This is a genomic window from Cupriavidus sp. U2 (assembly GCF_009663685.2).
GTDB lineage: Bacteria > Pseudomonadota > Gammaproteobacteria > Burkholderiales > Burkholderiaceae > Cupriavidus > Cupriavidus necator_C.
The window spans coordinates 342583-360572 of sequence record NZ_RCOG02000006.1; the positions used below are offsets into that span (position 1 = coordinate 342583).

Consider the following 17990-nt stretch of genomic DNA (forward strand, 5'->3'; position numbering starts at 1 on the left):
TTCATGCCGACCGATTTTTCCGCTTTCCCGCAACAACTGCTCGCCGATCTGCAGGCCGCCCGCCCGGTCTTCTGGGGCAACCCCCACCGCAGCGACGCTGCGGCCGTCCCCACCGTCGTGGAAGGGCGCGGCATTAGTCTAGCTGATGTGAAAGCCGCCCGGGCGCGCTTCGACAGATTTGCGCCGCTGCTGGCGCGGCTGTTTCCCGAACTGCAGGGCAGCGCAGGGCGGATCGAATCGGACCTGCTGCCAGCGCCGGCCATGCAGCGTACGCTTGGTCTGCCGGCCTCGGCCGGCGCGCTGTGGATCAAGGCCGATCACAGCCTGCCCGTGGCCGGTTCGATCAAGGCGCGCGGCGGCATTCATGAAGTGCTGGAGTTTGCCGAGTCGCTGGCGCTCGAACACGGCCTGGTGACGCGTGACGCCGACTACGGCGTGCTGGCCGAAACCCCGGCGCGCACGCTGTTCGGCCGCTACCAGGTGGCGGTGGGCTCCACGGGCAACCTCGGGCTGAGTATCGGCGTGATGGCCTCGGCGCTGGGCTTCCGGGCGGCCGTCCACATGTCGGCCGACGCCAAGGAATGGAAGAAGGCCCGGCTGCGGGCGCGCGGCGTGGCCGTGGTGGAACACACGGGCGACTATGCCGCAGCCGTCGCGGCCGGCCGCCGCGAGGCCGACGCCGACCCGTACAGCTATTTCGTCGACGATGAACGGTCGCTGTCGCTGATGCTGGGCTACAGTGCCGCCGCCCTGCATCTGCACGACCAGCTGGCCGGCGCAGACGTGAAGGTCGATGCCGCGCACCCGCTGTTCGTCTACCTGCCATGCGGCGTGGGCGGCGCGCCAGCCGGCATCGCCTTCGGATTGCGCCAGCTTTATGGCCCGCATGTGCATCCGGTCTTTGTCGAGCCCACGCAGTCGCCGTGCTTCCTGGTGGAAATGCTGGCACCCGGCGCAACGGTGTACGACGTGGGCCTGACCAACCGCACCGAGGCCGACGGGCTGGCCGTGCCGCAGGCGTCGGCGCTGGCCGCGCAGGCCATGCGTGCGCTGCTGGCCGGGGTCTGCACCGTGGCCGACGACACCCTGTTTGCCGACCTCCATCGCGTGCGCGAAGCCGAAGGCTTGCGCATCGAGCCATCCGCCGCGGCCGGCTTCAGCGGTCCGGGCATGCTGACCGGCACCGAAGCTGGGCGCGCCTACCTGACACAGCACCACCTGGACGGCGCGATGGCCCATGCCACCCATCTGGTGTGGACGACCGGCGGCCTGTTCGTGCCGCCCGAGGAATACGCGCGCTTTGCCGAACGTGGCGCGGCGCTGGCCGCCTGATTGTCCCCTGAACCAATCTTTCGATTGCATCGTTGCGGAGCTTGATCATGACCCGTTTGCCTTCCCGAATTGCCCACGCCGTCGTTGCGTGCACCCTCGCAGCCGGTGCCTCGCTGGCGTTTGCGGACACCTTTCCGTCCAAGCCGATCCAGCTTGTGATTCCGTTCCCGCCCGGTGGCGCCACGGAGGTGATCGGGCGCCTGGTCGGCAAGAAGCTTGGCGACAAGCTTGGCCAGACCGTGGTGATCGACAACCGCCCCGGCGCAGGCACCATCGTCGGCGCCAGCTACGTCGCCAAGGCCGCGCCGGACGGCTATACGCTGCTGGCCAGTTCGGGCACCACGTTCACGGTGAACCCGGCCATCCAGCCAAGCTGCCGTACGACCCCGTGAAGAGCTTCGAGGCGATCGGGTTTATGGGCCGCACCGGCCTGATCCTGCTGGCCAACAAGGACCAGCCCGTCAGCAACCTGAAGCAGCTGGTGGCCGCCGCCAAGGCGCAACCGGGCAAGCTGACGTACGGGTCGTTCGGCAGCGGCACCACGGCCCAGTTCGCCGGCGAGATGCTGTTCAACCTGGCCGGCGTGAAGCTGCTGCACGTGCCGTACAAAGGCAGCGCGCCGGCCATGACCGATCTGATCGGCGGGCAGATCCCGTTCACGGTGGATACCGTGGCCGCCGCGATCCCGCAGGTGAAGTCGGGCAAGGTCAAGGCCATTGCCGTGACCACCGCCAGGCGGTCCGCGCTGCTGCCTGACGTGCCGACGGCCGCCGAAGCCGGCTATCCCGGCATCGACGCCGACACCTGGCTGGCGCTTGTGGCGCCGCGCGGCCTGCCGGCCGACGTGAAGCTGAAGCTCGAAAAGGCACTGGCCGACGTGATGGCCGACCCGGAGACGCGCAAGGCGCTGACCCATGCGGGCTTCGAACCGCTGGACGGCAACGGCGCGGCGGTGTCCGCATTGATTGCGAAGGAACTGCCGCTGATGCGCGCCACGGCACAGCGTGCGAACATTACGGCCGATTGAGACGGCCTCTGGAGACAGTCGTGAACGAAGCACAGAAGACGCTGGTGGCGCGCCCGGCCACCGAGCTGCGGCGCATGATCGGCAGCAAGGAGATTTCGCCTGTCGAGCTGCTGGACGCGTGCATCGCGCAGATCGGACAGGTGAACCCGTTCCTCAACGCGGTGACCGCCACCTGCTTCGACCGCGCCCGCGAGGAAGCCCGCGCCGCCGAACGGGCGGTGCTCGATGGCAGGCCGCTGGGCCTGCTGCACGGCCTGCCGCTCGGCGTGAAGGACCTGGAGGCCACGGCGGGCCTGCTGACGACGTACGGCTCGCCGCTGTACCGCGACAACGTGCCGGCCGAAGACAATGTGCTGGTGGCGCGCCTGCGCGCTGCGGGAGCCATCGTGGCCGGCAAGACCAACATCCCGGAAATGGGCGCCGGTGCCAATTCGCGCAACGACGTCTGGGGCGCCACGGGCAATCCGTTCAATCCGAACCTCAACGCCGGCGGATCGTCGGGCGGCTCGGCTGCCGCGCTGGCGGCAGACCTGCTGCCGGTCTGCACGGGCTCGGACACCGGGGGGGCGCTGCGCATCCCGGCCGCGAAGTGCGGGGTGGTGGGCTTCCGTCCGTCGCCGGGCGTGGTGCCGAGTTCGCGCAAGCTGCTGGGCTGGACGCCGATCTCGGTGGTGGGACCGATGGGCCGCACCGTGGCCGATGCCTGCCTGCAGCTGGCGGCCTCTGCCGGGGTATCGGCAGGCGATCCGCTGACCTACCCGCTCGATCCGCTGTCGTTCCTGGCGCCGATGCCGGTGGACCTGGGCAGCCTGCGCGTGGCGTACACCGAAGACTTTGGCTGTTGCGATGTCGATGACGGCATCCGCCGCACGTTTCGCGAGAAGATCGCCGCGATGCGTCACCTGTTCCGCAGTTGCGACGCCATCGATATCGACCTGGGCGAAGCGCACCGCTGCTTCGACGTGCTGCGCGCGGAAAGCTTCGTGGCCGGCATGCGCGACGCCTACGCGCGCGACCCGTCGAAGCTGGGCCCGAACACGCGGGCCAACTACGAGATGGGCGCGCGCATGTCGCTGGTGGACAGCGCCTGGGCGCAGGCCGAACAGACGCGCATCCTGCAGCGGTTCCAGCCGTTGTATCGCGACTACGACGTGATCCTGTCGCCGACCACGCCGGTGTCGCCGTTCCCGTGGACATCGCTCTACGCCGAATCGATCAATGGCGTGCGCCAGGAGAACTACTACCGCTGGCTGTCGCTGACGTATGTGGTCACGCTGACCACGCATCCGGCGCTGTCGCTGCCGTGCGGCCGCGATCACGCGGGCATGCCGTTCGGCCTGCAGATCGTGGGGGGTTTCCGCAAGGACCACGAGACGCTGGGCGTGTCCCACGCGATGGAGCAGGCATTCGCCGCCATTCCGTCGCTGCGCCGCCCGCTGCCGGACCTGGCCGCGCTCAAGCCGGCCGAGCCCGCGCTGACGTCGATCGTTACCGCGCCGCCGGTGCTCGACGCCAGGGTGAAGCAGGGCAAGGAAGCGTCGGCGGTCTAAGCCCGCTGCGCGATGGCTATCGCGGAAGGCCGAAAGCCGACGTCGATGCGCTAGTCGATGCTATCGTGGCGTTTTCGCGGATGGCGGTCGCCTTGGGGCCACGTCCGTGGAAGCCGGGATCAACCCGGTGTTTGTGCTGCCGGCGTCCCCGGGCGTTCGCGCGGCGGACGGCGTGGCGGTGCTCGGCGCGTAACGGACAGGAGAGCGCAGGATGACGGATGTGGCCGCCAGTGAAGCGGAATCGATCGACACCATTGCAGCCGCAGGCGCGGCGGATGTGCGCCAGGCGGCCGGCTTCGTGCACCGGCTGACGCAGCACGGGCATATCCATTCCACCGATGTCGACGGCTGCCGCATCGTCTGGCGCCGCTTTGGCGCGGGGCCGCATGTGCTGCTGGTGCATGGCGGGCACGGCAGCTGGCTGCACTGGGCGCGCAATATCGAGGCGCTGTCCGCGCGGCATACGGTCTGGGTGCCCGACCTGCCCGGCTTTGGCGCCTCGGGCGATCCGGCCGACGGCGAGATGGCGACGCTGGTGGCCACCGTGGCGGCCGGCTTCGCGCAACTGCCGGTGGAAGGGCCGGTCGATCTGGTGGGCTTTTCGTTCGGCGGGTTGACGGCGTCCTACCTGGCCAGCGCACTGCCCAACGTGCGTGGCCTGGCGCTGATGGGGCCCGGCGGCCACGGCGGCGTGCGGCGCCAGACCATCGACCTGGTGGACTGGCGGCGCGCTGGCGATGCCGCCGCGCTGACCGGGGCGATGCGTCACAACGTGGCGGCGTTCATGATCGCGGACCCCGACAAGATCGATGCGCTGGCGCTGCTGGCCTACACCGAGTCTTGCCGGCACACGCGTTTTGGCAGCAAGCAGATTTCTCGCGCGGGCGGCCTGGCTGCCGCGCTGGACCGCTTTCAGGCCCAGTCCCAGGCCCAGGCCGGTGGCGCCGTACTGATCGCCTACGGCGAACACGATGTGACCGCCGACCCGTCGGCCGTGCTGGCGGCATTGGTCGATGGCCGGCCACACCGGCAGGGCGTGGTGATCGATGGCGCCGGGCACTGGGTCCAGTACGAGGCCCACGACGCGATCAACACCTTGCTGCTGGACTGGCTGGCACGCCAGGCAGCCTGAATCCGTGGACGCCACCGATGCGCAGCGCCGGGCGCGGGACCAAACCTGATCAGTCTCGAGGTGGTGGCGGTGGCCCGATGAACTGGCGTCGCGCGCCCCAGCGGCGCGCGCGCCTGACCAGGTGGTGCCGGTGCGCGCGCAGCAGCGCACGCGTCAGCACGTCGTCGGCCACCGGCATGATGGCAACGACCAGCAGCAATGCCGCCAGCGGCAAGGTGGCCGAATAGCCGATGGCGCTGAAGGCCTGCGCGCCGACCACTCCGCCCAGGAAGAACAGTCCCACCAGCACGGCCAGCAGCCGCAGCTTCTGCCGGTCGGCCATCACCGGCTGCGGTCCGGAGCGCGCTCCAGCGGGCGCGCCGGATCGCGCCAGGCCGTTCCAGTAGCACAGCTTGCCGAGTTCGATGCCGATGTCGGTGACCATGCCGGTCACGTGGGTGGTGCGGATTTCCGCATTCGACAGCTTGGTGATCAGCGCATTCTGCAGCCCCATCATGAAGCACAGCAGCATCACCGTGGCGGGCACGAACAGCCATTCCATGTCGTCCAGGTGCGTGCCGAGCAGGCCGAAGCCCACCAGCAGCAAGGCTTCGAGCAGCAGCGGAATGGCGTATTCGCTGCGCAGCCGCGCGCGGCGCGCCCAGTGGATCAGCATGGCGGAACAGGCCGCGCCGCCGATGAACGACGCCAGCGCGCCGATGCCGTTGAGCACCATGCCATAGCGATGGAGCACCAGCTCGTCGGCAATGGAGGACACCACCCCTGACATGTGCGAGGTGTATTGATGGACCGCCAGGAAGCCGCCCGCGTTGGCGGCGCCGGCCACGAAACACAGCACCCTGGCCAGCCGGCGGTTTGACACCGGGTTGCGGCGGTGGGCGGTCAGACTGCGCAGATACCCGAGTGGCATGGCGGTAAGGGCGGGGGCGACGGAAGCCCCCATCATACGACCGCGAGGGCAGCGTGTGCATCCCGCTCGAGCACGGGCAGTTGCGCGCCGCATACAGGCCTGCGGCCAGCGGAGGCTTCAGGTCAGGCGCGTGTGTGTCACCGCCACCACCCTGGCCCATCGCGTGATCTCGCCCTGCAGGAACTGCGTGAACTGTGCGGCGCTGTTGCCAACCGGGTCGAGCCCCTCGCCGGTCAGCCGCTTGCGCATGGCCGGCGATGCCACTGCCGCTGCGGCGGCGGCTTCCAGTTCCCTGACCGTTTCGGGCGCCATGCCGGCCGGCCCGAGCAGGCCATACCACGACCGGTAATCGAAATTCGGGATCACATCGGCAATTGGCGGCAGGTTCGGAAACGCCGGCAGCCGCTGCGGGCAGCTGACCCCCAGCCCCTTGATCTTGCCGGCCTGCAGCAGCGGCTGCACGGTGGCCACGTTGCCCAGCAGCAGGTCGGCCTGGCTGCCCACGACGTCGGCCACGGCCGGGCCGGCACCCTTGTACGGGACGCTGACGATATCGACGCCGGCCTCGTGCTTGAGCATCTCGCCGGCCAGGTGGTTGGCGCTGCCCACGCCGGCCACGGCCAGGCTGATCTTGCCGGGCTTGGCCTTGGCCAGCGCGATCAGCTCGCGCACATTGTTCGCCTCCAGGCCGGGGCGGGCCACCAGGATCAGCGGGGAACTGGCAATCAGCGAAATCGGCGTGAAGTCCTTGATCGGATCGAACGGCTTCTTTTCGAACAGGGCCGGGTTGATGGCATGGCTGGTGTAGCTGAGCAGCAGCGTGCCGCCATCGGGCTCGGCCTTGGCCACCGCCACGGCGGCGATATTGCCGGCCGCGCCGCCACGGTTCTCGACGATGAACGGGTGCTTGAGGCGCTGTTCCAGGTCGGCCGCCAGCGAGCGGGCGACGATGTCGGTGCCGCCGCCCGGCGTGGCCCCGACCAGCAGCCTGGTCACGGACGCGGCGGCGTGAAGGTCGGGGGGCAACACCAGCGCCGCCGAGAGCAGCGCCAGAAAGTCGCGTCGTTGCATGGGTTGTCTCCGTTTCTCTTTATGAAGCCGGCGCCTCGTCAGTCGGGCGCCGTGAGGGGTACGTCACGGCAGCAGGCCGCCGGCCGCCTTCTCTGCGATATCAGGCGGTGGTCGCCGCCGTGCTGGCGGCGGCGCGGTCCGCAGGACTTGCCGGCCAGGGCATCAACGGCATGCCCATCGTGGCGGCCTGGCGTTGCTCGAAGGCATCGAATGCCGCGCTGCGGGCGCTGCCACGCAGGCCGCCACGCACGGCGCCGGCGCGCACGTCGGTGAAGTAGACGGCCCAGTCGTCAGGCAGCGGCTGCGAACCGGGCACGGCCAGCCACAGGCGCAGCAGGTGACGCTTGCGGTCGAATTCCTCGTAGTCCTCGAAATTGGTGCGCGAATGCACGGTCACGTAGTTGTTCAGCAGCTGCATGTCACCCTGTTCGAGCTGCATGGCAAAGCAGAGCTCGGGATCGGTCAGCAAGGTGTCGAGCAGGTCCAGTGCCTCGATCTGCGCCGGGGTCAGGCGCGGCACGTCGTCGAAGTCGCGCTGCGCGGCCACCACGTTCTTGCGGTTGATGCGGAACGCGAAGGCCGTCGGGTGGCTGCCCAGGATCGGCAACGGGTAGTAGGGCGGCTGGGACGGGTCCTGCGCGCCCTGGTAGCTGTAGTAGAACGGCTGCTGCAGTACCGGGATCAGGTCGGGGCGGCGCTGGGCCACCGCGTCACGCAGGGCGATCGAGCTGACCACCTTGCTTTCGCCGCCCGATTTGGCGGCGCGGCGGCAGATCAGGCCCACGATATCGCCCGAATCGGTATGGAAGTCGAGCCCGGCGTTGGTGTTGTAGCCGCGGCCGTTGGTGGTCTTGTAGGCCGCACCCACGTCGCGCACATCGTTCATGAAATCGCTGGCGCGGTTCTGCGTGCGGGCCACGCCCATATGCAGGCCCATGCCCCAGTAGGCCAGACGGGTGTCGTCCTCGCTCCATCGATCCACCGGAAAGCCCTTGACCAGGCACATGCCCCAGCGGCCCTGCGTCATGTCCACCGCGCGCGCCAGCGTCTGGCGTGCGCCGTCGTCGAGCGGGAAGTCGTCACGGGTCATGTCCAGCGGCGCCTTGCCGACGGCCTTGGCGTGGGCCAGGGCGTGATCGAAGCTGGCCACGTCGGCGGCCGTCAGGCGCAGGATCCAGGAGGTGTCGCGCTGGGCATCGGCAGCGCGCCAGGCTTGGGGGCGTTGTGCAGGCATCGGTATCGTCTTCTTTATCGGTTCAGGCCAGGGGTTGAGTGGGGCTGTGACAGCCTTGCGCGATGTCGTGAAGCCAGTCTATGCTTGGCTGGTACCAAGAAAAAGTGATGTTGTTTGACGTCCTTGATAAGGAATCTTGATGAAGCTGGAGACCTTCGCCACGCTGGCGGCGGTGATCGAGGAAGGGTCGTTCGCGGCGGCGGCCGCCACCATGCATCTGACGCCGAGCGCGGTCAGCATGCAGATGAAGCAGCTGGAGCAATACCTGGGACAGCCGCTGTTCGATCGCTCCGGGCTGCAGGTGCGCCCCAATGCGCTGGCGCGCGAGGTATCGGCGTCGATGGAAGGGGGGCTGCGGCACCTGAACACGCTGCGCCGGCGGGCCAGCGTGGCGGTGGAAGGCGCGGTGCGGCTCGGCGTGATCGAATCGATGCAGCCGGTGCTGCTGCCGGGTACGTTGCGCTACGTGCGCGAACGCTATCCGCGCCTGACGGTCAAGCCGCTGCGGGGCCGCAGCACGGGCCTGATGGAGATGGTCAAGGCCGGCCAGCTCGACGCGGCGGTGGTGGCGCGCCCCGAATCGGGCCGCGTGGCCAGCCTGCGCTGGTATCCGGTGGCGACCCGCGAACTGATGCTGATTGCGCCGCCCGACGCCGGCAGCCGCAACGAATCGCCGGCCGAACTGCTGGCGCGCTACGACTGGATCCGTTATGACCGTGCCACCGTGTCGGGTGCGATGGCGGCGCGCCACGTCCACGGACTGCTGCCGGACAAGCGCAGCGCGATGGAATTCGACAGCGTGACGGCCATCGTGGCGATGGTCAGCGCGGGCCTGGGGGTGTCGGTGGTGCAACTGATGGACCCCACCGTCGTGGACCGCTACCCGGTGCGCCGCATCCGCCTGGGGCCGGACGCGCCGGTGCTGCAGATGTCGCTGGTGCTGCGCAAGGCGGACGAGGACAGCCGGCTGTTGCAGGCGCTGCGCGAGGCGGTCGAGGCCACGTTGAAAACGCCGCGCGACCAGATGCTGTGATTTCTTGGCCCTTCTGGGCGGGCAGGGGTGGAGGGGGCGTTGCGCGTCGACATGCGATATGTCGGCAAGCAGGGCGTCGTTGCCCTCTCCCCCAGCCCCTCTCCCACGAGTGGGAGAGGGGAGCCGCAATCGATGGGCCGCAGGTGGGAGTGGAAAGCCGCGATCAGGCCGCTGCCTCGCGTGCCATCAGCAGCCGCACGCTGTCCGCGCGGGTTTCCGCCAGTGCCAGTGCTTGCGGAAACAGCGGCTGGCACAGGCGGGTCAGCACATTGCCGGGCGGCATTTCCACCGCCAGCCGCATGTCGCAGGCGCGTGCCAGCAGCATCGTTTCATGCCAGCGCACCGGCAGCGCCATGTTGCGCGCCAGGTCTTCGGCAATGCGCGCCGGGTCGCGCAGTTCGCGCGCCGCGCTGGCGCTGAAGTAGCGTAGCGTCGGGCGGCGGCACGCGATGTCCGCAAAGGCGCGCTGCAGCGTCGCGGCGGCATCGTCCAGCAACGCGCAATGCGACGGCACCGCAATCGCCACCCGCTGCACCGAGCGCGCGCCTGCCGCCAATGCCAGCGCCGCCACGCGCGCCATGGCCGCGTCCGATCCGGCGACGACCAACTGGGTGTCGGCGTTGTAGTTGGCGATATAGACCGGCATGCCGGGCCGATGCACATCGGCGACCACGGCTTCCAGCGGCCCTTGTTCCAGCCCCAGGATCGCAGTCATGCCAAAGCCCGACGGATAGGCGGCCTCCATCAGCCTGCCACGCTGTGCAACCAGCCGTACGGCATCGGCAAACGGCAGCACGCCGGCCGTGACCGCTGCCGCATAGGCGCCAATCGACAGCCCGGCCACGGCATGGGCCTCGGCGCCATCGTCGAGCAGGGCGCGGGCGCTGGCCACGCCCGCCACCAGCAGGCAGAGCTGTACCGATACCGTGGGCGCCAGATACGTGGCATTGTCGTGCAGCAGGATGTCCGCGCCCAGCACGTCGCTGGCTTCGGCCAGCGTACGCGCCGCGGCGGGATGATCGGGCAGCGCATGGAGCATGCCGGGGCGCTGGGCGCCCTGGCCGGGAAAGGTCAGCAGGGTTGGCATGGCGCGCGCCAGGGGTCGTCGCAGAGCACGGGGCCGGTGTCGGTCTTCAGCAGCACGCGCCCCCCGGTACGCAACCGTTCGCGCAGCGCAAAGGCGCCGTACGGGGTGGCCACCTGGATGTCGAGCCGCACGGTATCGGTATGGGTATCGATCACCGATTGCAGTGTTGCCAGCGTGGCGGGCGATAGCGGCTCGGACGCGTCCAGCAGCAAGTCGATATCGCTTCCGGTGTGCAGCACGTCGATGCCGGAAGCCAGCGTAAAGCCGACGGCGCCCGTCACGCCCCACGGTTGCGGCAATGCGCCCAGCTGCCGGGCGAGTGCATCCAGCGCGTGCAGCGCCGGAATCTCGTCACGGCGCGGATGCAGGCGCCAGAAGCCTTCACGGGCGATGTCGAATGGCGAGACCACCGTCGCGCACTGGTTGGCGTCGATCCAGCCGGCGTACCGCTGCGCGCGAGTGCGGCCCCGGACCCCTACCGGGATACGCGCCGGAAGGCGCCCGGCCGTGTCGCGGTCGCGGCGCACCACCAGCGGCGCCTGCGCCAGCCAATCCGCATCGGCCCATTCCGGCAGCGATCCCTCGGCGATGAACGCCGCGGGATCGCGCAGCCAGATCAGGTCGTGCGGCCGGACGTGCATGTCAGTCCCGGCCCTGCCACTGGCTGGCCAGCAATGCGCGGGCCTGACGCGTGGCGCTGCGGTTTTCGCCGTGAAGGCGGCTGCGCAGGTTGCGCTGCGGATCGGCGTCGATGTCGGCCAGTGCCTCGGCAAGCTGGCCCTGCACGGCGGCCAGGTCCTGCGCGGTGGGGGCGGCGGCGTCCTGCACGGCGACGGTGCGCCACAGCAGCCCCAGCGTGGCGTAGTTGTCGAGGTCGTAGGCCATCGGCGGCACGGTGGCGGCAAACGCCTCCAGGTCTTCGACACTGCGCAGCGTGATGCGCGCGGCGGCTTCCTTGCCCATCGCGTGGACCTGTACGCCCGGGTCGCGCAGCGCCAGGATGCGGTTGGCCTGGTAGCCGTGCGCCAGGAACGCCCCCGACATTGCCTTGCCCACCAGCAGCGCAATCACGGGATGCCCTTGCAGCCGCGCCGTGGCATAGGCAGCGGCCGCGCTGGCCAGGGCCTGATGGATGCCGAATGCTTCCTCGCGGCGGCCATAGGCCTGGCTGGGTGTGTCGACAATGGCGACGATGGCGCGCTTGACCGGGAGATCGCGGTCGGCGACCACGGCGTCATGCACGGCGCGCGCCAGCGACCAGCCTTCGAGCAGTCCTACCTCGCCCTGGCGGGCGCGCGGGAACGGGCTGGCGGCATCGGGTACCACGGCGATCAGGCGCGCGGTGCGGCCGGCGGCCTCCACGTCAGCCACCTGGACTGATGCCGGATAGCCGGGCAGTCGCGCGGCGTTGCCGCTCAGGGCGGCCAGCCAGGTGTCGCCCCGGCTCGGGGCGTGTGGTGCCGATTGTGTGGGCGTGGCGCTCATTGACGGTCTCCATAGAGGCGGCGCACGGTGGCCGGGTCCGGTTGATGGACGGCGTCGCCAGCGATGTAGGCGGCGATGCGTTGCAGATAGTCGGCGTAGCGTTCGCTGCGCGCGGTGTCCTGCACGGGCGCGGATGCCAGTTCGGCCACCACGTCGCGGATCGCAGCGGCGTCGTCGTCGACATAGCGGTCGGCCAGGCCCGTGGCATGGCGTTGCTCGCCGCCGGTCAGGCCCCAGATGAACGGGCGGTCGCGCGAATCGTATTCGCCCACGCCGGCCTCCTGTTCGATCACGGCCGGACCGTTCAGGCCCAGGCGCGCCTCGCGCGTGACCACCAGCGCGCTGCACAGGCCGGCGGCAATCGACATGCCCCCGAAACAGCCCACCTGGCCGGCGATCACGCCGATCACGGGCTGGTAGCGGCGCAGGTCCACGATGCCGGCATGGATCTCGGCAATCGCGGCCAGCCCCAGGTTGGCCTCCTGCAGGCGCACGCCGCCGGTTTCGAACAGGATGACGGCACGCGTGGGCACGCCGTGGCGGTTGTCGTCGGCGGCCAGTTCCAGCGCGCCGGCAATCTTGGCGCCACCCACTTCGCCCAGGCTGCCGCCCTGGAACGAACCTTCGATGGCCAGCACCACGGCGGGCTGCCCGTCGATCCGGCCCTTGGCGACGATCACGCCGTCGTCGCCTTGCGGCACGACGCCCTGGCGTTCCAGCCACGGCGAGGTCAGGCCATCGAACGGCCCGGCCAGTTCGCGGAAGGTGCCGGGGTCCAGCAGGGCGCGGGCGCGTTCGCGTGCGCCAAGTTCGACAAAGCTTTCGCGGGAGAGCAGGGCGGCGCGGGTCATGTCGGCTCCTTGTCGTCGAGGGCTTCGAACGCCTCGGCCAGGCGCATGCCCACCACGCCGGGCGTGGCGCCGAAGTCGTGGATGCGGATCTTCATCGCGGGGCGCGGCCCGGCGCCGAACACGCGGTTGAGCTGGGCATCCCAGACGCGGCCGTATCCGTTGATCGACGTGGTCACATCGATCAGCGTCTTGCCGGCCTCACCGGGCTCGATGATGACTTCCAGGTCGCCAGAGCCGACCACGCCCACCAGTACGCGGTGCGGGGCCGGGGCGCCTGCGGCGTATTCGAAACGGAGCTGTTCCATCAGTGTTCTCCAGATGGCGCGGCCCAAAGCCTGCCAAGCCGATCAAGAAAGAGGGTGGCGGCCAGCAGGTCGGCGCTGCCGCCCGGCGATGCACGGCGCGCGTGCATCGTGGCTTCGAGGTCGTGCAGGCGCCGGCGTCCGGCCAGCGTGCCGATGCCGCCGGCGTCCAGCACGGCCTCGGCGCCGGCCTGTACGTCGGCCAGCCCGGCACGGCCGGCACGCGCCAGCACGCAGGTGTCGTCGAGCCGCGCCATGATGGCCAGCAGCGCGTTGACCTGCGCCGTGGGTTCGGCGTCGCCGCGCGCGCGGGCCTCTCGCAACATTGGCAGGCCGATGCCCATCACGTGCGGAAAGCCGGCCTCGGCCTGTTCGCGCGCGCCGCCCACACCGTAGGCCGCACGGGCCAGCTCGCCCTTGTTGCCGGTGTGGGCCGGACGATGGCGATCGGGCATGCGGGCGATGACCGCCGCCATCTGGGCGATGGCCTTCGCGTGGGGCACGGCGCCGCGCGTCTTGCCAAGCCAGCCCGCCGCACCGGCCAGCAGGCCCAGTGCCCAGATGGCGCCGCGATGCGTGTTCACGCCGCCTGTGGCGCGCAGCATGGCCGTTTCGGCCTCACGACCCAGTGCGCCCAGCCGCTCGCGCAGCGCCACGTCGATGCGGCGCGCGTGCTGCCCGGCCAGGGCCATGGCCGCGAAGCTGTCGCCCAGACTGTGCGCCGAAGCAATCATCAGCGTCAGCGACATGTCCGCATGGGTGCCGTTGCCGCGGGCGTCCACCAGGCCGGGCTTGGGCGCCAGCCGGGCTTCGTCGACCAGCACGGCGACGGCCAGGCCGCCAATGGCGCCGGCCAGGCCGGACGGCGCGACATCGCCATGGGCGGCCAGTGGGAGAGGGGCAAGCGCAGCAGTCATCACCAGCTCCTGAAGCGGGCCGGCGGGTTGTAGAGGCCGCCCGACCATTCCACCAGGTCGGCCATGCTGCGCGCGGCCAGCAGCGATCGCGTGGCCTGCGCGCGATGCACGCCCAGGTCTTCGGGCAGCGCGATCAGGCCGTCGCTGCGCATCTGGCGCGTGGTGGCCGGATCGTGCCGCATGCCGATCGGCGTGACGCCGGCCACGGCGGCGATCATGCGGCGCCGCTCTTCCAGCGAACGCGCCTTGTACAGGTAGGCGATGCCCTCCTCGGTCAGCACGTGCGTGACGTCGTCGCCGTAGATCATGACCGGCGCCAGCGGCATGCCGCTGTCCCTGGCCACCTGCACGGCATCCATCGATTCCACGAAGGTCGGCTTGCCGCCGGCCTGGAACGTCTCCACCATCTGCACCACGAGCTTGCGGCCCCGGGCCAGCGGGTCGTCGGTTTCGATCAGGTCCAGCCAGGCGGGCGTGGCGTGGCGGCGGCCGCCCGGGTTGTGGCCCATGTTCGGCGCGCCGCCGAAGCCGGACAGCCGGCCGCGCGTGACCGTGGACGAATGGCCGTCGCCGTCGATCTGCAGCGTGGAGCCGATGAACAGGTCCACGGCGTACTGGCCCGCCAGCTGGCACAGCGCGCGGTTCGAGCGCATGCTGCCGTCGCGGCCGGTGAAGAACACGTCGGGGCGCGCGGCCACGTAGTCTTCCATGCCCAGTTCGCTGCCGAAGCTGTGCACGCTTTCCACCCAGCCCGATTCGATGGCCGGGATCAGTGTCGGATGCGGGTTCAGCGTCCAGTACTTGCAGATCTTGCCCTTCAGGCCCAGCTGCTCGCCGTAGGTGGGCAGGATCAGTTCGATGGCGGCGGTGTTGAAACCGATGCCGTGGTTCAGCGACTGGACGTTGTGGCGCTCGTAGATGCCGCGAATCGCCATCATCGCCATCAGGATGTGCACCGGCTTGATCAGCCGCGGATCGCGCGTGAACAGCGGCTCGCAGAAGAACGGCTTGTCGGACTGCACCACGTAGTCGATCCAGGAGCCCGGGATGTCCACGCGCGGCAGGTCGGCCGGGTCATCGACGATCTCGTTGACCTGGGCGATCACGATGCCGTCGCGGAACGCCGCGGCTTCCACCAGGGCCGGCGAATCCTCGGTGCTGGGGCCGGTGTACAGGTTGCCCTCGCGGTCGGCCTTGTAGCCGGCCGTGAGCACGATCTGCGGCGTCAGGTCGACATAGAGCCGCGAATACAACTCGATATAGGTGTGGATGGCACCCACTTCGAGCAGGCCGTCTTCCAGGAACTGCGAGATTCGCACGCTCTGTGCGCCCGCGTAGGCGAAGTCGAGCTTGCGGGCGATGCCGCGCTCGAACAGGTCCAGGTGTTCCACCCGGCTCACGCTCGGGATGATCATGTGCAGGTCATGCACGCGCGACGGATCGGCCTCGGCCAGCGAACGCGACAGGAAATCGGCCTGCTTCTGGTTGTTGCCCTCCAGCACCACGCGGTCGCCGGGGGCCGTGATGGTTTCGAGAAAGCGCACGATGTCGCCGGTGGGCACCACCTTGCCCGTGGCGATCTTCGCGCCCAGGTCCTGGCGGCGCCGCTTTTCGGTGCGGCGCGTGTCCCATTGTCGTTCCGGTATCGGATTCAGCATGACGTCTCCGGTGTGCTGCGGTCGTTACGGCAAAGATAGGCCACGCGGCGGCGGGCGAACAATCAACGTCGGCGACGGACCGTTACGGCGGGCGTAACTAAACCCCCCCACGGTAACGGGACGATTAACCGGACCGTAACGATCGTGCGCCGCTGGTTGATTGATGCGGCGCGCCGCCGTTCCTAGAGTTGTCTGCAAATGTCCGCCCCACCGAGGATGCGGCGCCCGCCCTACCAACTGGAGACAACCATGATCATCTACGGAACCGCTTTACTGGCCATCTGCCACCTGGTGGGCCTGTACCTGGGCGACCTGCTCGGCGCCGCCATCGGCGTCAAGTCGAATGTGGGCGGGGTGGGCATTGCCATGCTGCTGCTGATCTTCATCCGGCTCTACCTGCATGACCGGGGTCTGATGCCCAGGGAGACCGAGGCCGGCGTGGGCTTCTGGGGGGCGATGTACATCCCCGTGGTGGTGGCCATGGCGGCCCAGCAGAATGTGGTGGCCGCGCTGCGCGGCGGACCGGTGGCCGTGCTGGCGGCCATCCTGGCCGTGGCGGCCTGCGCGTGCCTGATCGCGCTGCTCAGCCGCACCGGCGATCACGAGCCGCTGCCGCCGCTGCCGGCCGAAGCCGTTTCGCAATAAGCCGGGAGATCGCCATGACTATCGCTGCTCCGGCCATGATGTTCGACAACGTCCTGCTCCACAACGGCCTGGTGACCGCCTTTGCCACGGTTGGCATCGTGATGTGGGTGTCTTCGCAGATTTCAAGGCGGCTGACGAAAGGGCGCCTGCATGCGTCGGCCATCGCCATCATGATTGGCCTGGGGGTGGCCTATTACGGTGGCGTGGTCACCGGCAAGGAAAAAGGCCTAGCCGATTTTGCGCTGTTCTCAGGCATCGGCCTGATGGGCGGCGCCATGCTGCGCGACTTCGCCATCGTTGCCACGGCCTTCGAGGTGCAGGTGCGCGAGGCGCGCAAGGCGGGGATGGTGGGCGCCGTGTCGCTGCTGCTGGGCACCGTGGTGCCGTTCATCGTCGGCGCGCTGGTGGCGCGGGCGTTCGGCTACAGCGACGCCGTCAGCATGACGACCATCGGCGCGGGTGCGGTGACCTATATCGTGGGCCCTGTCACCGGCGCGGCGCTTGGCGCCAGTTCGGACGTGATTGCGCTGTCGATCGCCACCGGACTGATCAAGGCCATCATCGTGATGGTCGGCACGCCATTCGCCGCGGGCTTCCTGGGCCTGAACAACCCGCGCGCCGCCATGGTGTTCGGCGGGCTGGCCGGCACGGTCAGCGGGGTCTCGGCCGGACTGGCCGCCACGGACCGCCGGCTGGTGCCCTATGGCGCGCTGGTGGCCACGTTCCACACCGGGCTGGGCTGCCTGCTCGGGCCGTCGGTGCTGTACCTGGCCACCAAGGCGATCGTGGGCGGCTGATTCCGGGGGGATCAGCAGGGCGGGCGGCCGCCGGACTGCGTCAGCATGCGACAGACGGCGGCCAGCGCCAGCAGGTTCGGGTCGCGCTCGCGGCGGCGCAGGAAGCTGAGCCCGATGGTCTGCTTCATGCCGTAGTCGGCCGTCAGCGGCACGAAGGCCACGTTGCGCGCGAACACGTCGCGCACGCGGCCCGGCAGCAGCGAGTAGCCGATGCCGCCGCCCACGAGGTTCATCAGCGAGAAAATGTCGCCCACCTTCATCACCACGTTGGGCGTGAAGTCGGCAATGCGGAAGGCCTCGGCAAACCCACTCGAAGTCACGAACCCGTCACCGAGCGACACGAATGGCTCGTCGCGGCACAGGCGCAAGTCCACGGCGGGCAGCTTCGCGTAGTGCGAGTCGGCCGGCGTGGCAAAGAAGATGTCGTCCTCGAACATCGGGATCGACTCGATCTCGGCACTCGGCTCGGGCAGCCCCATCAAGGTGGCATCGATGGTGCCCTGGCGCAGCTTGTCGAGCAGGTCGGCGTTGGAACCGAGCACCAGCTCGGTCTGCAGTTCGGGGCGGCGCATCTTGATGCCGATCACCACCTGCGGCACCGTCCGGATCGTCAGCGAATAGAGCGAGCCGATCTTGAGCTGGTCGGCCGAATAGCCGGCGGCCTCGCGCGTCACGCGTACGCCATCGGCCATGGTCTTAAGCACGTCGCGCGCCACATCGGCAAGCACGTGGGCCGCTTCGGTGGGCAGCAGGTTGCGGCCCTCGTGGCGGAACAGTGCACAGCGCAACCCTTCCTCCAGCGAATGCAGGGCCCGGTGCACGCTGACGGTGCTGACCTCCAGCACCTCGGCGGCCTTGGCCAGGTTGCCCGTGTCCATGAACGCGAGCAACGCTTCGAGCTTGCGGAACGTGATGTCTTCGCTGATGCGTTCGGGCATGGTCTGGGGGCGGCGGGACGG

16 protein-coding genes and 3 pseudogenes are annotated in these 17990 nt (G+C 69.4%); 8 read left to right on the forward strand and 11 right to left on the reverse strand.

The features are described from left to right. The first annotated feature begins 3 nt into the window (after positions 1–3). The 5 genes and pseudogenes from dsdA (at position 4) to D9X30_RS07370 (ending at position 5041) form a co-directional block, all read left to right on the forward strand. Positions 4–1332, forward strand: a complete 1329-nt coding sequence (gene dsdA / locus D9X30_RS07350; protein ID WP_153947076.1) for a D-serine ammonia-lyase — start codon at positions 4–6, stop codon at positions 1330–1332. 47 nt (positions 1333–1379) lie between these two features. Then, a pseudogene (locus tag D9X30_RS07355) lies at positions 1380–2359 on the forward strand (Bug family tripartite tricarboxylate transporter substrate binding protein). Positions 2360–2433: 74 nt separating this feature from the next. After that, positions 2434–3909, forward strand: coding sequence for an amidase (locus D9X30_RS07360; RefSeq protein WP_153947157.1), 1476 nt, complete (start codon positions 2434–2436; stop codon positions 3907–3909). Positions 3910–3911: 2 nt separating this feature from the next. Further along, positions 3912–4102, forward strand: a pseudogene (locus tag D9X30_RS07365) (acetate--CoA ligase family protein); the annotation flags it as partial. An 18-nt stretch (positions 4103–4120) separates the two neighbouring features. After that, positions 4121–5041: an alpha/beta fold hydrolase gene (locus tag D9X30_RS07370; protein ID WP_153947077.1), complete on the forward strand. Its 921-nt coding sequence runs from the start codon at positions 4121–4123 to the stop codon at positions 5039–5041. 97 nt (positions 5042–5138) lie between these two features. Here the strand turns inward: D9X30_RS07370 and D9X30_RS07375 are convergent. The 3 genes and pseudogenes from D9X30_RS07375 to D9X30_RS07385 all read right to left on the reverse strand — a co-directional run. After that, positions 5139–5951: pseudogene (locus D9X30_RS07375) on the reverse strand (YoaK family protein); the annotation flags it as partial. A gap of 117 nt (positions 5952–6068) precedes the next feature. Beyond that, a complete protein-coding gene (locus tag D9X30_RS07380) occupies positions 6069–7022 on the reverse strand; it encodes a tripartite tricarboxylate transporter substrate binding protein (RefSeq protein ID WP_153947079.1) in 954 nt (317 codons plus the stop codon). Between the two features lie 100 nt (positions 7023–7122). Further along, the gene (locus D9X30_RS07385; RefSeq protein WP_153947080.1) at positions 7123–8256 is read right to left on the reverse strand and encodes a TauD/TfdA family dioxygenase; all 1134 of its coding nucleotides are present in this window, start codon (positions 8254–8256) and stop codon (positions 7123–7125) included. A gap of 139 nt (positions 8257–8395) precedes the next feature. Here D9X30_RS07385 and D9X30_RS07390 point away from each other — a divergent pair, with 139 nt between their 5' ends. Continuing rightward, positions 8396–9289, forward strand: coding sequence for a LysR family transcriptional regulator (locus tag D9X30_RS07390; RefSeq protein WP_153947081.1), 894 nt, complete (start codon positions 8396–8398; stop codon positions 9287–9289). A gap of 163 nt (positions 9290–9452) precedes the next feature. Here the strand turns inward: D9X30_RS07390 and mdcH are convergent, their stop codons facing one another. From mdcH to mdcA, 7 genes are read right to left on the reverse strand one after another with little or no spacing between them, the layout of a single operon-like run. After that, positions 9453–10376, reverse strand: a complete 924-nt coding sequence (gene mdcH / locus D9X30_RS07395; protein ID WP_153947082.1) for a malonate decarboxylase subunit epsilon — start codon at positions 10374–10376, stop codon at positions 9453–9455. Continuing rightward, on the reverse strand, positions 10361–11017 hold the full coding sequence (locus D9X30_RS07400) for a malonate decarboxylase holo-ACP synthase (RefSeq protein WP_153947083.1): 657 nt from the start codon (positions 11015–11017) through the stop codon (positions 10361–10363). The genes mdcH and D9X30_RS07400 overlap by 16 nt, the downstream gene beginning before the upstream one ends. A gap of 1 nt (position 11018) precedes the next feature. Further along, complete coding sequence (gene mdcE / locus D9X30_RS07405) at positions 11019–11861, reverse strand: biotin-independent malonate decarboxylase subunit gamma (protein ID WP_153947084.1); 843 nt, start codon at positions 11859–11861, stop codon at positions 11019–11021. Next, positions 11858–12712 (reverse strand): biotin-independent malonate decarboxylase subunit beta, encoded by an 855-nt coding sequence (locus D9X30_RS07410; protein WP_153947085.1) that lies wholly within the window; start codon positions 12710–12712, stop codon positions 11858–11860. Before D9X30_RS07410 ends, mdcE begins: the two co-directional genes overlap by 4 nt. After that, complete coding sequence (locus tag D9X30_RS07415) at positions 12709–13017, reverse strand: malonate decarboxylase subunit delta (RefSeq protein WP_153947086.1); 309 nt, start codon at positions 13015–13017, stop codon at positions 12709–12711. Before D9X30_RS07415 ends, D9X30_RS07410 begins: the two co-directional genes overlap by 4 nt. Then, positions 13017–13931, reverse strand: coding sequence for a triphosphoribosyl-dephospho-CoA synthase (locus tag D9X30_RS07420; RefSeq protein WP_153947087.1), 915 nt, complete (start codon positions 13929–13931; stop codon positions 13017–13019). The genes D9X30_RS07415 and D9X30_RS07420 overlap by 1 nt, the downstream gene beginning before the upstream one ends. Continuing rightward, a complete protein-coding gene (gene mdcA, locus D9X30_RS07425) occupies positions 13931–15589 on the reverse strand; it encodes a malonate decarboxylase subunit alpha (protein ID WP_153947088.1) in 1659 nt (552 codons plus the stop codon). The genes D9X30_RS07420 and mdcA overlap by 1 nt, the downstream gene beginning before the upstream one ends. A 249-nt stretch (positions 15590–15838) precedes the next feature. Here mdcA and madL point away from each other — a divergent pair, with 249 nt between their 5' ends. Together madL and madM are read left to right on the forward strand one after the other, a co-directional pair. Continuing rightward, positions 15839–16234: a malonate transporter subunit MadL gene (gene madL, locus D9X30_RS07430; RefSeq protein ID WP_153947089.1), complete on the forward strand. Its 396-nt coding sequence runs from the start codon at positions 15839–15841 to the stop codon at positions 16232–16234. Positions 16235–16248: 14 nt separating this feature from the next. Continuing rightward, the gene (gene madM / locus D9X30_RS07435; RefSeq protein ID WP_194946488.1) at positions 16249–17031 is read left to right on the forward strand and encodes a malonate transporter subunit MadM; all 783 of its coding nucleotides are present in this window, start codon (positions 16249–16251) and stop codon (positions 17029–17031) included. Between the two features lie 11 nt (positions 17032–17042). On the opposite strand, the gene D9X30_RS07440 is transcribed toward madM, so the two are convergent. After that, positions 17043–17969 carry a LysR family transcriptional regulator gene (locus D9X30_RS07440; protein ID WP_153947090.1) on the reverse strand — a complete coding sequence of 309 codons (927 nt, stop codon included), beginning with the start codon at positions 17967–17969 and terminating at the stop codon, positions 17043–17045. Positions 17970–17990 lie beyond the last annotated feature (21 nt).

What these genes read in the sequence shown, in the direction of transcription:
- D9X30_RS07385 (WP_153947080.1), bottom strand. Translation starts at nt 8,256, where the DNA reads ATGCCTGCACAACGCCCCCAAGCCTGGCGCGCTGCCGATGCCCAGCGC.
- D9X30_RS07360 (WP_153947157.1), top strand. Translation starts at nt 2,434, where the DNA reads ATGATCGGCAGCAAGGAGATTTCGCCTGTCGAGCTGCTGGACGCGTGC.
- madL (WP_153947089.1), top strand. Translation starts at nt 15,839, where the DNA reads ATGATCATCTACGGAACCGCTTTACTGGCCATCTGCCACCTGGTGGGC.
- D9X30_RS07390 (WP_153947081.1), top strand. Translation starts at nt 8,396, where the DNA reads ATGAAGCTGGAGACCTTCGCCACGCTGGCGGCGGTGATCGAGGAAGGG.
- madM (WP_194946488.1), top strand. Translation starts at nt 16,249, where the DNA reads ATGACTATCGCTGCTCCGGCCATGATGTTCGACAACGTCCTGCTCCAC.
- mdcH (WP_153947082.1), bottom strand. Translation starts at nt 10,376, where the DNA reads ATGCCAACCCTGCTGACCTTTCCCGGCCAGGGCGCCCAGCGCCCCGGC.
- dsdA (WP_153947076.1), top strand. Translation starts at nt 4, where the DNA reads ATGCCGACCGATTTTTCCGCTTTCCCGCAACAACTGCTCGCCGATCTG.
- D9X30_RS07400 (WP_153947083.1), bottom strand. Translation starts at nt 11,017, where the DNA reads ATGCACGTCCGGCCGCACGACCTGATCTGGCTGCGCGATCCCGCGGCG.
- D9X30_RS07415 (WP_153947086.1), bottom strand. Translation starts at nt 13,017, where the DNA reads ATGGAACAGCTCCGTTTCGAATACGCCGCAGGCGCCCCGGCCCCGCAC.
- D9X30_RS07410 (WP_153947085.1), bottom strand. Translation starts at nt 12,712, where the DNA reads ATGACCCGCGCCGCCCTGCTCTCCCGCGAAAGCTTTGTCGAACTTGGC.
- D9X30_RS07420 (WP_153947087.1), bottom strand. Translation starts at nt 13,931, where the DNA reads ATGACTGCTGCGCTTGCCCCTCTCCCACTGGCCGCCCATGGCGATGTC.
- mdcA (WP_153947088.1), bottom strand. Translation starts at nt 15,589, where the DNA reads ATGCTGAATCCGATACCGGAACGACAATGGGACACGCGCCGCACCGAA.
- mdcE (WP_153947084.1), bottom strand. Translation starts at nt 11,861, where the DNA reads ATGAGCGCCACGCCCACACAATCGGCACCACACGCCCCGAGCCGGGGC.
- D9X30_RS07440 (WP_153947090.1), bottom strand. Translation starts at nt 17,969, where the DNA reads ATGCCCGAACGCATCAGCGAAGACATCACGTTCCGCAAGCTCGAAGCG.
- D9X30_RS07370 (WP_153947077.1), top strand. Translation starts at nt 4,121, where the DNA reads ATGACGGATGTGGCCGCCAGTGAAGCGGAATCGATCGACACCATTGCA.
- D9X30_RS07380 (WP_153947079.1), bottom strand. Translation starts at nt 7,022, where the DNA reads ATGCAACGACGCGACTTTCTGGCGCTGCTCTCGGCGGCGCTGGTGTTG.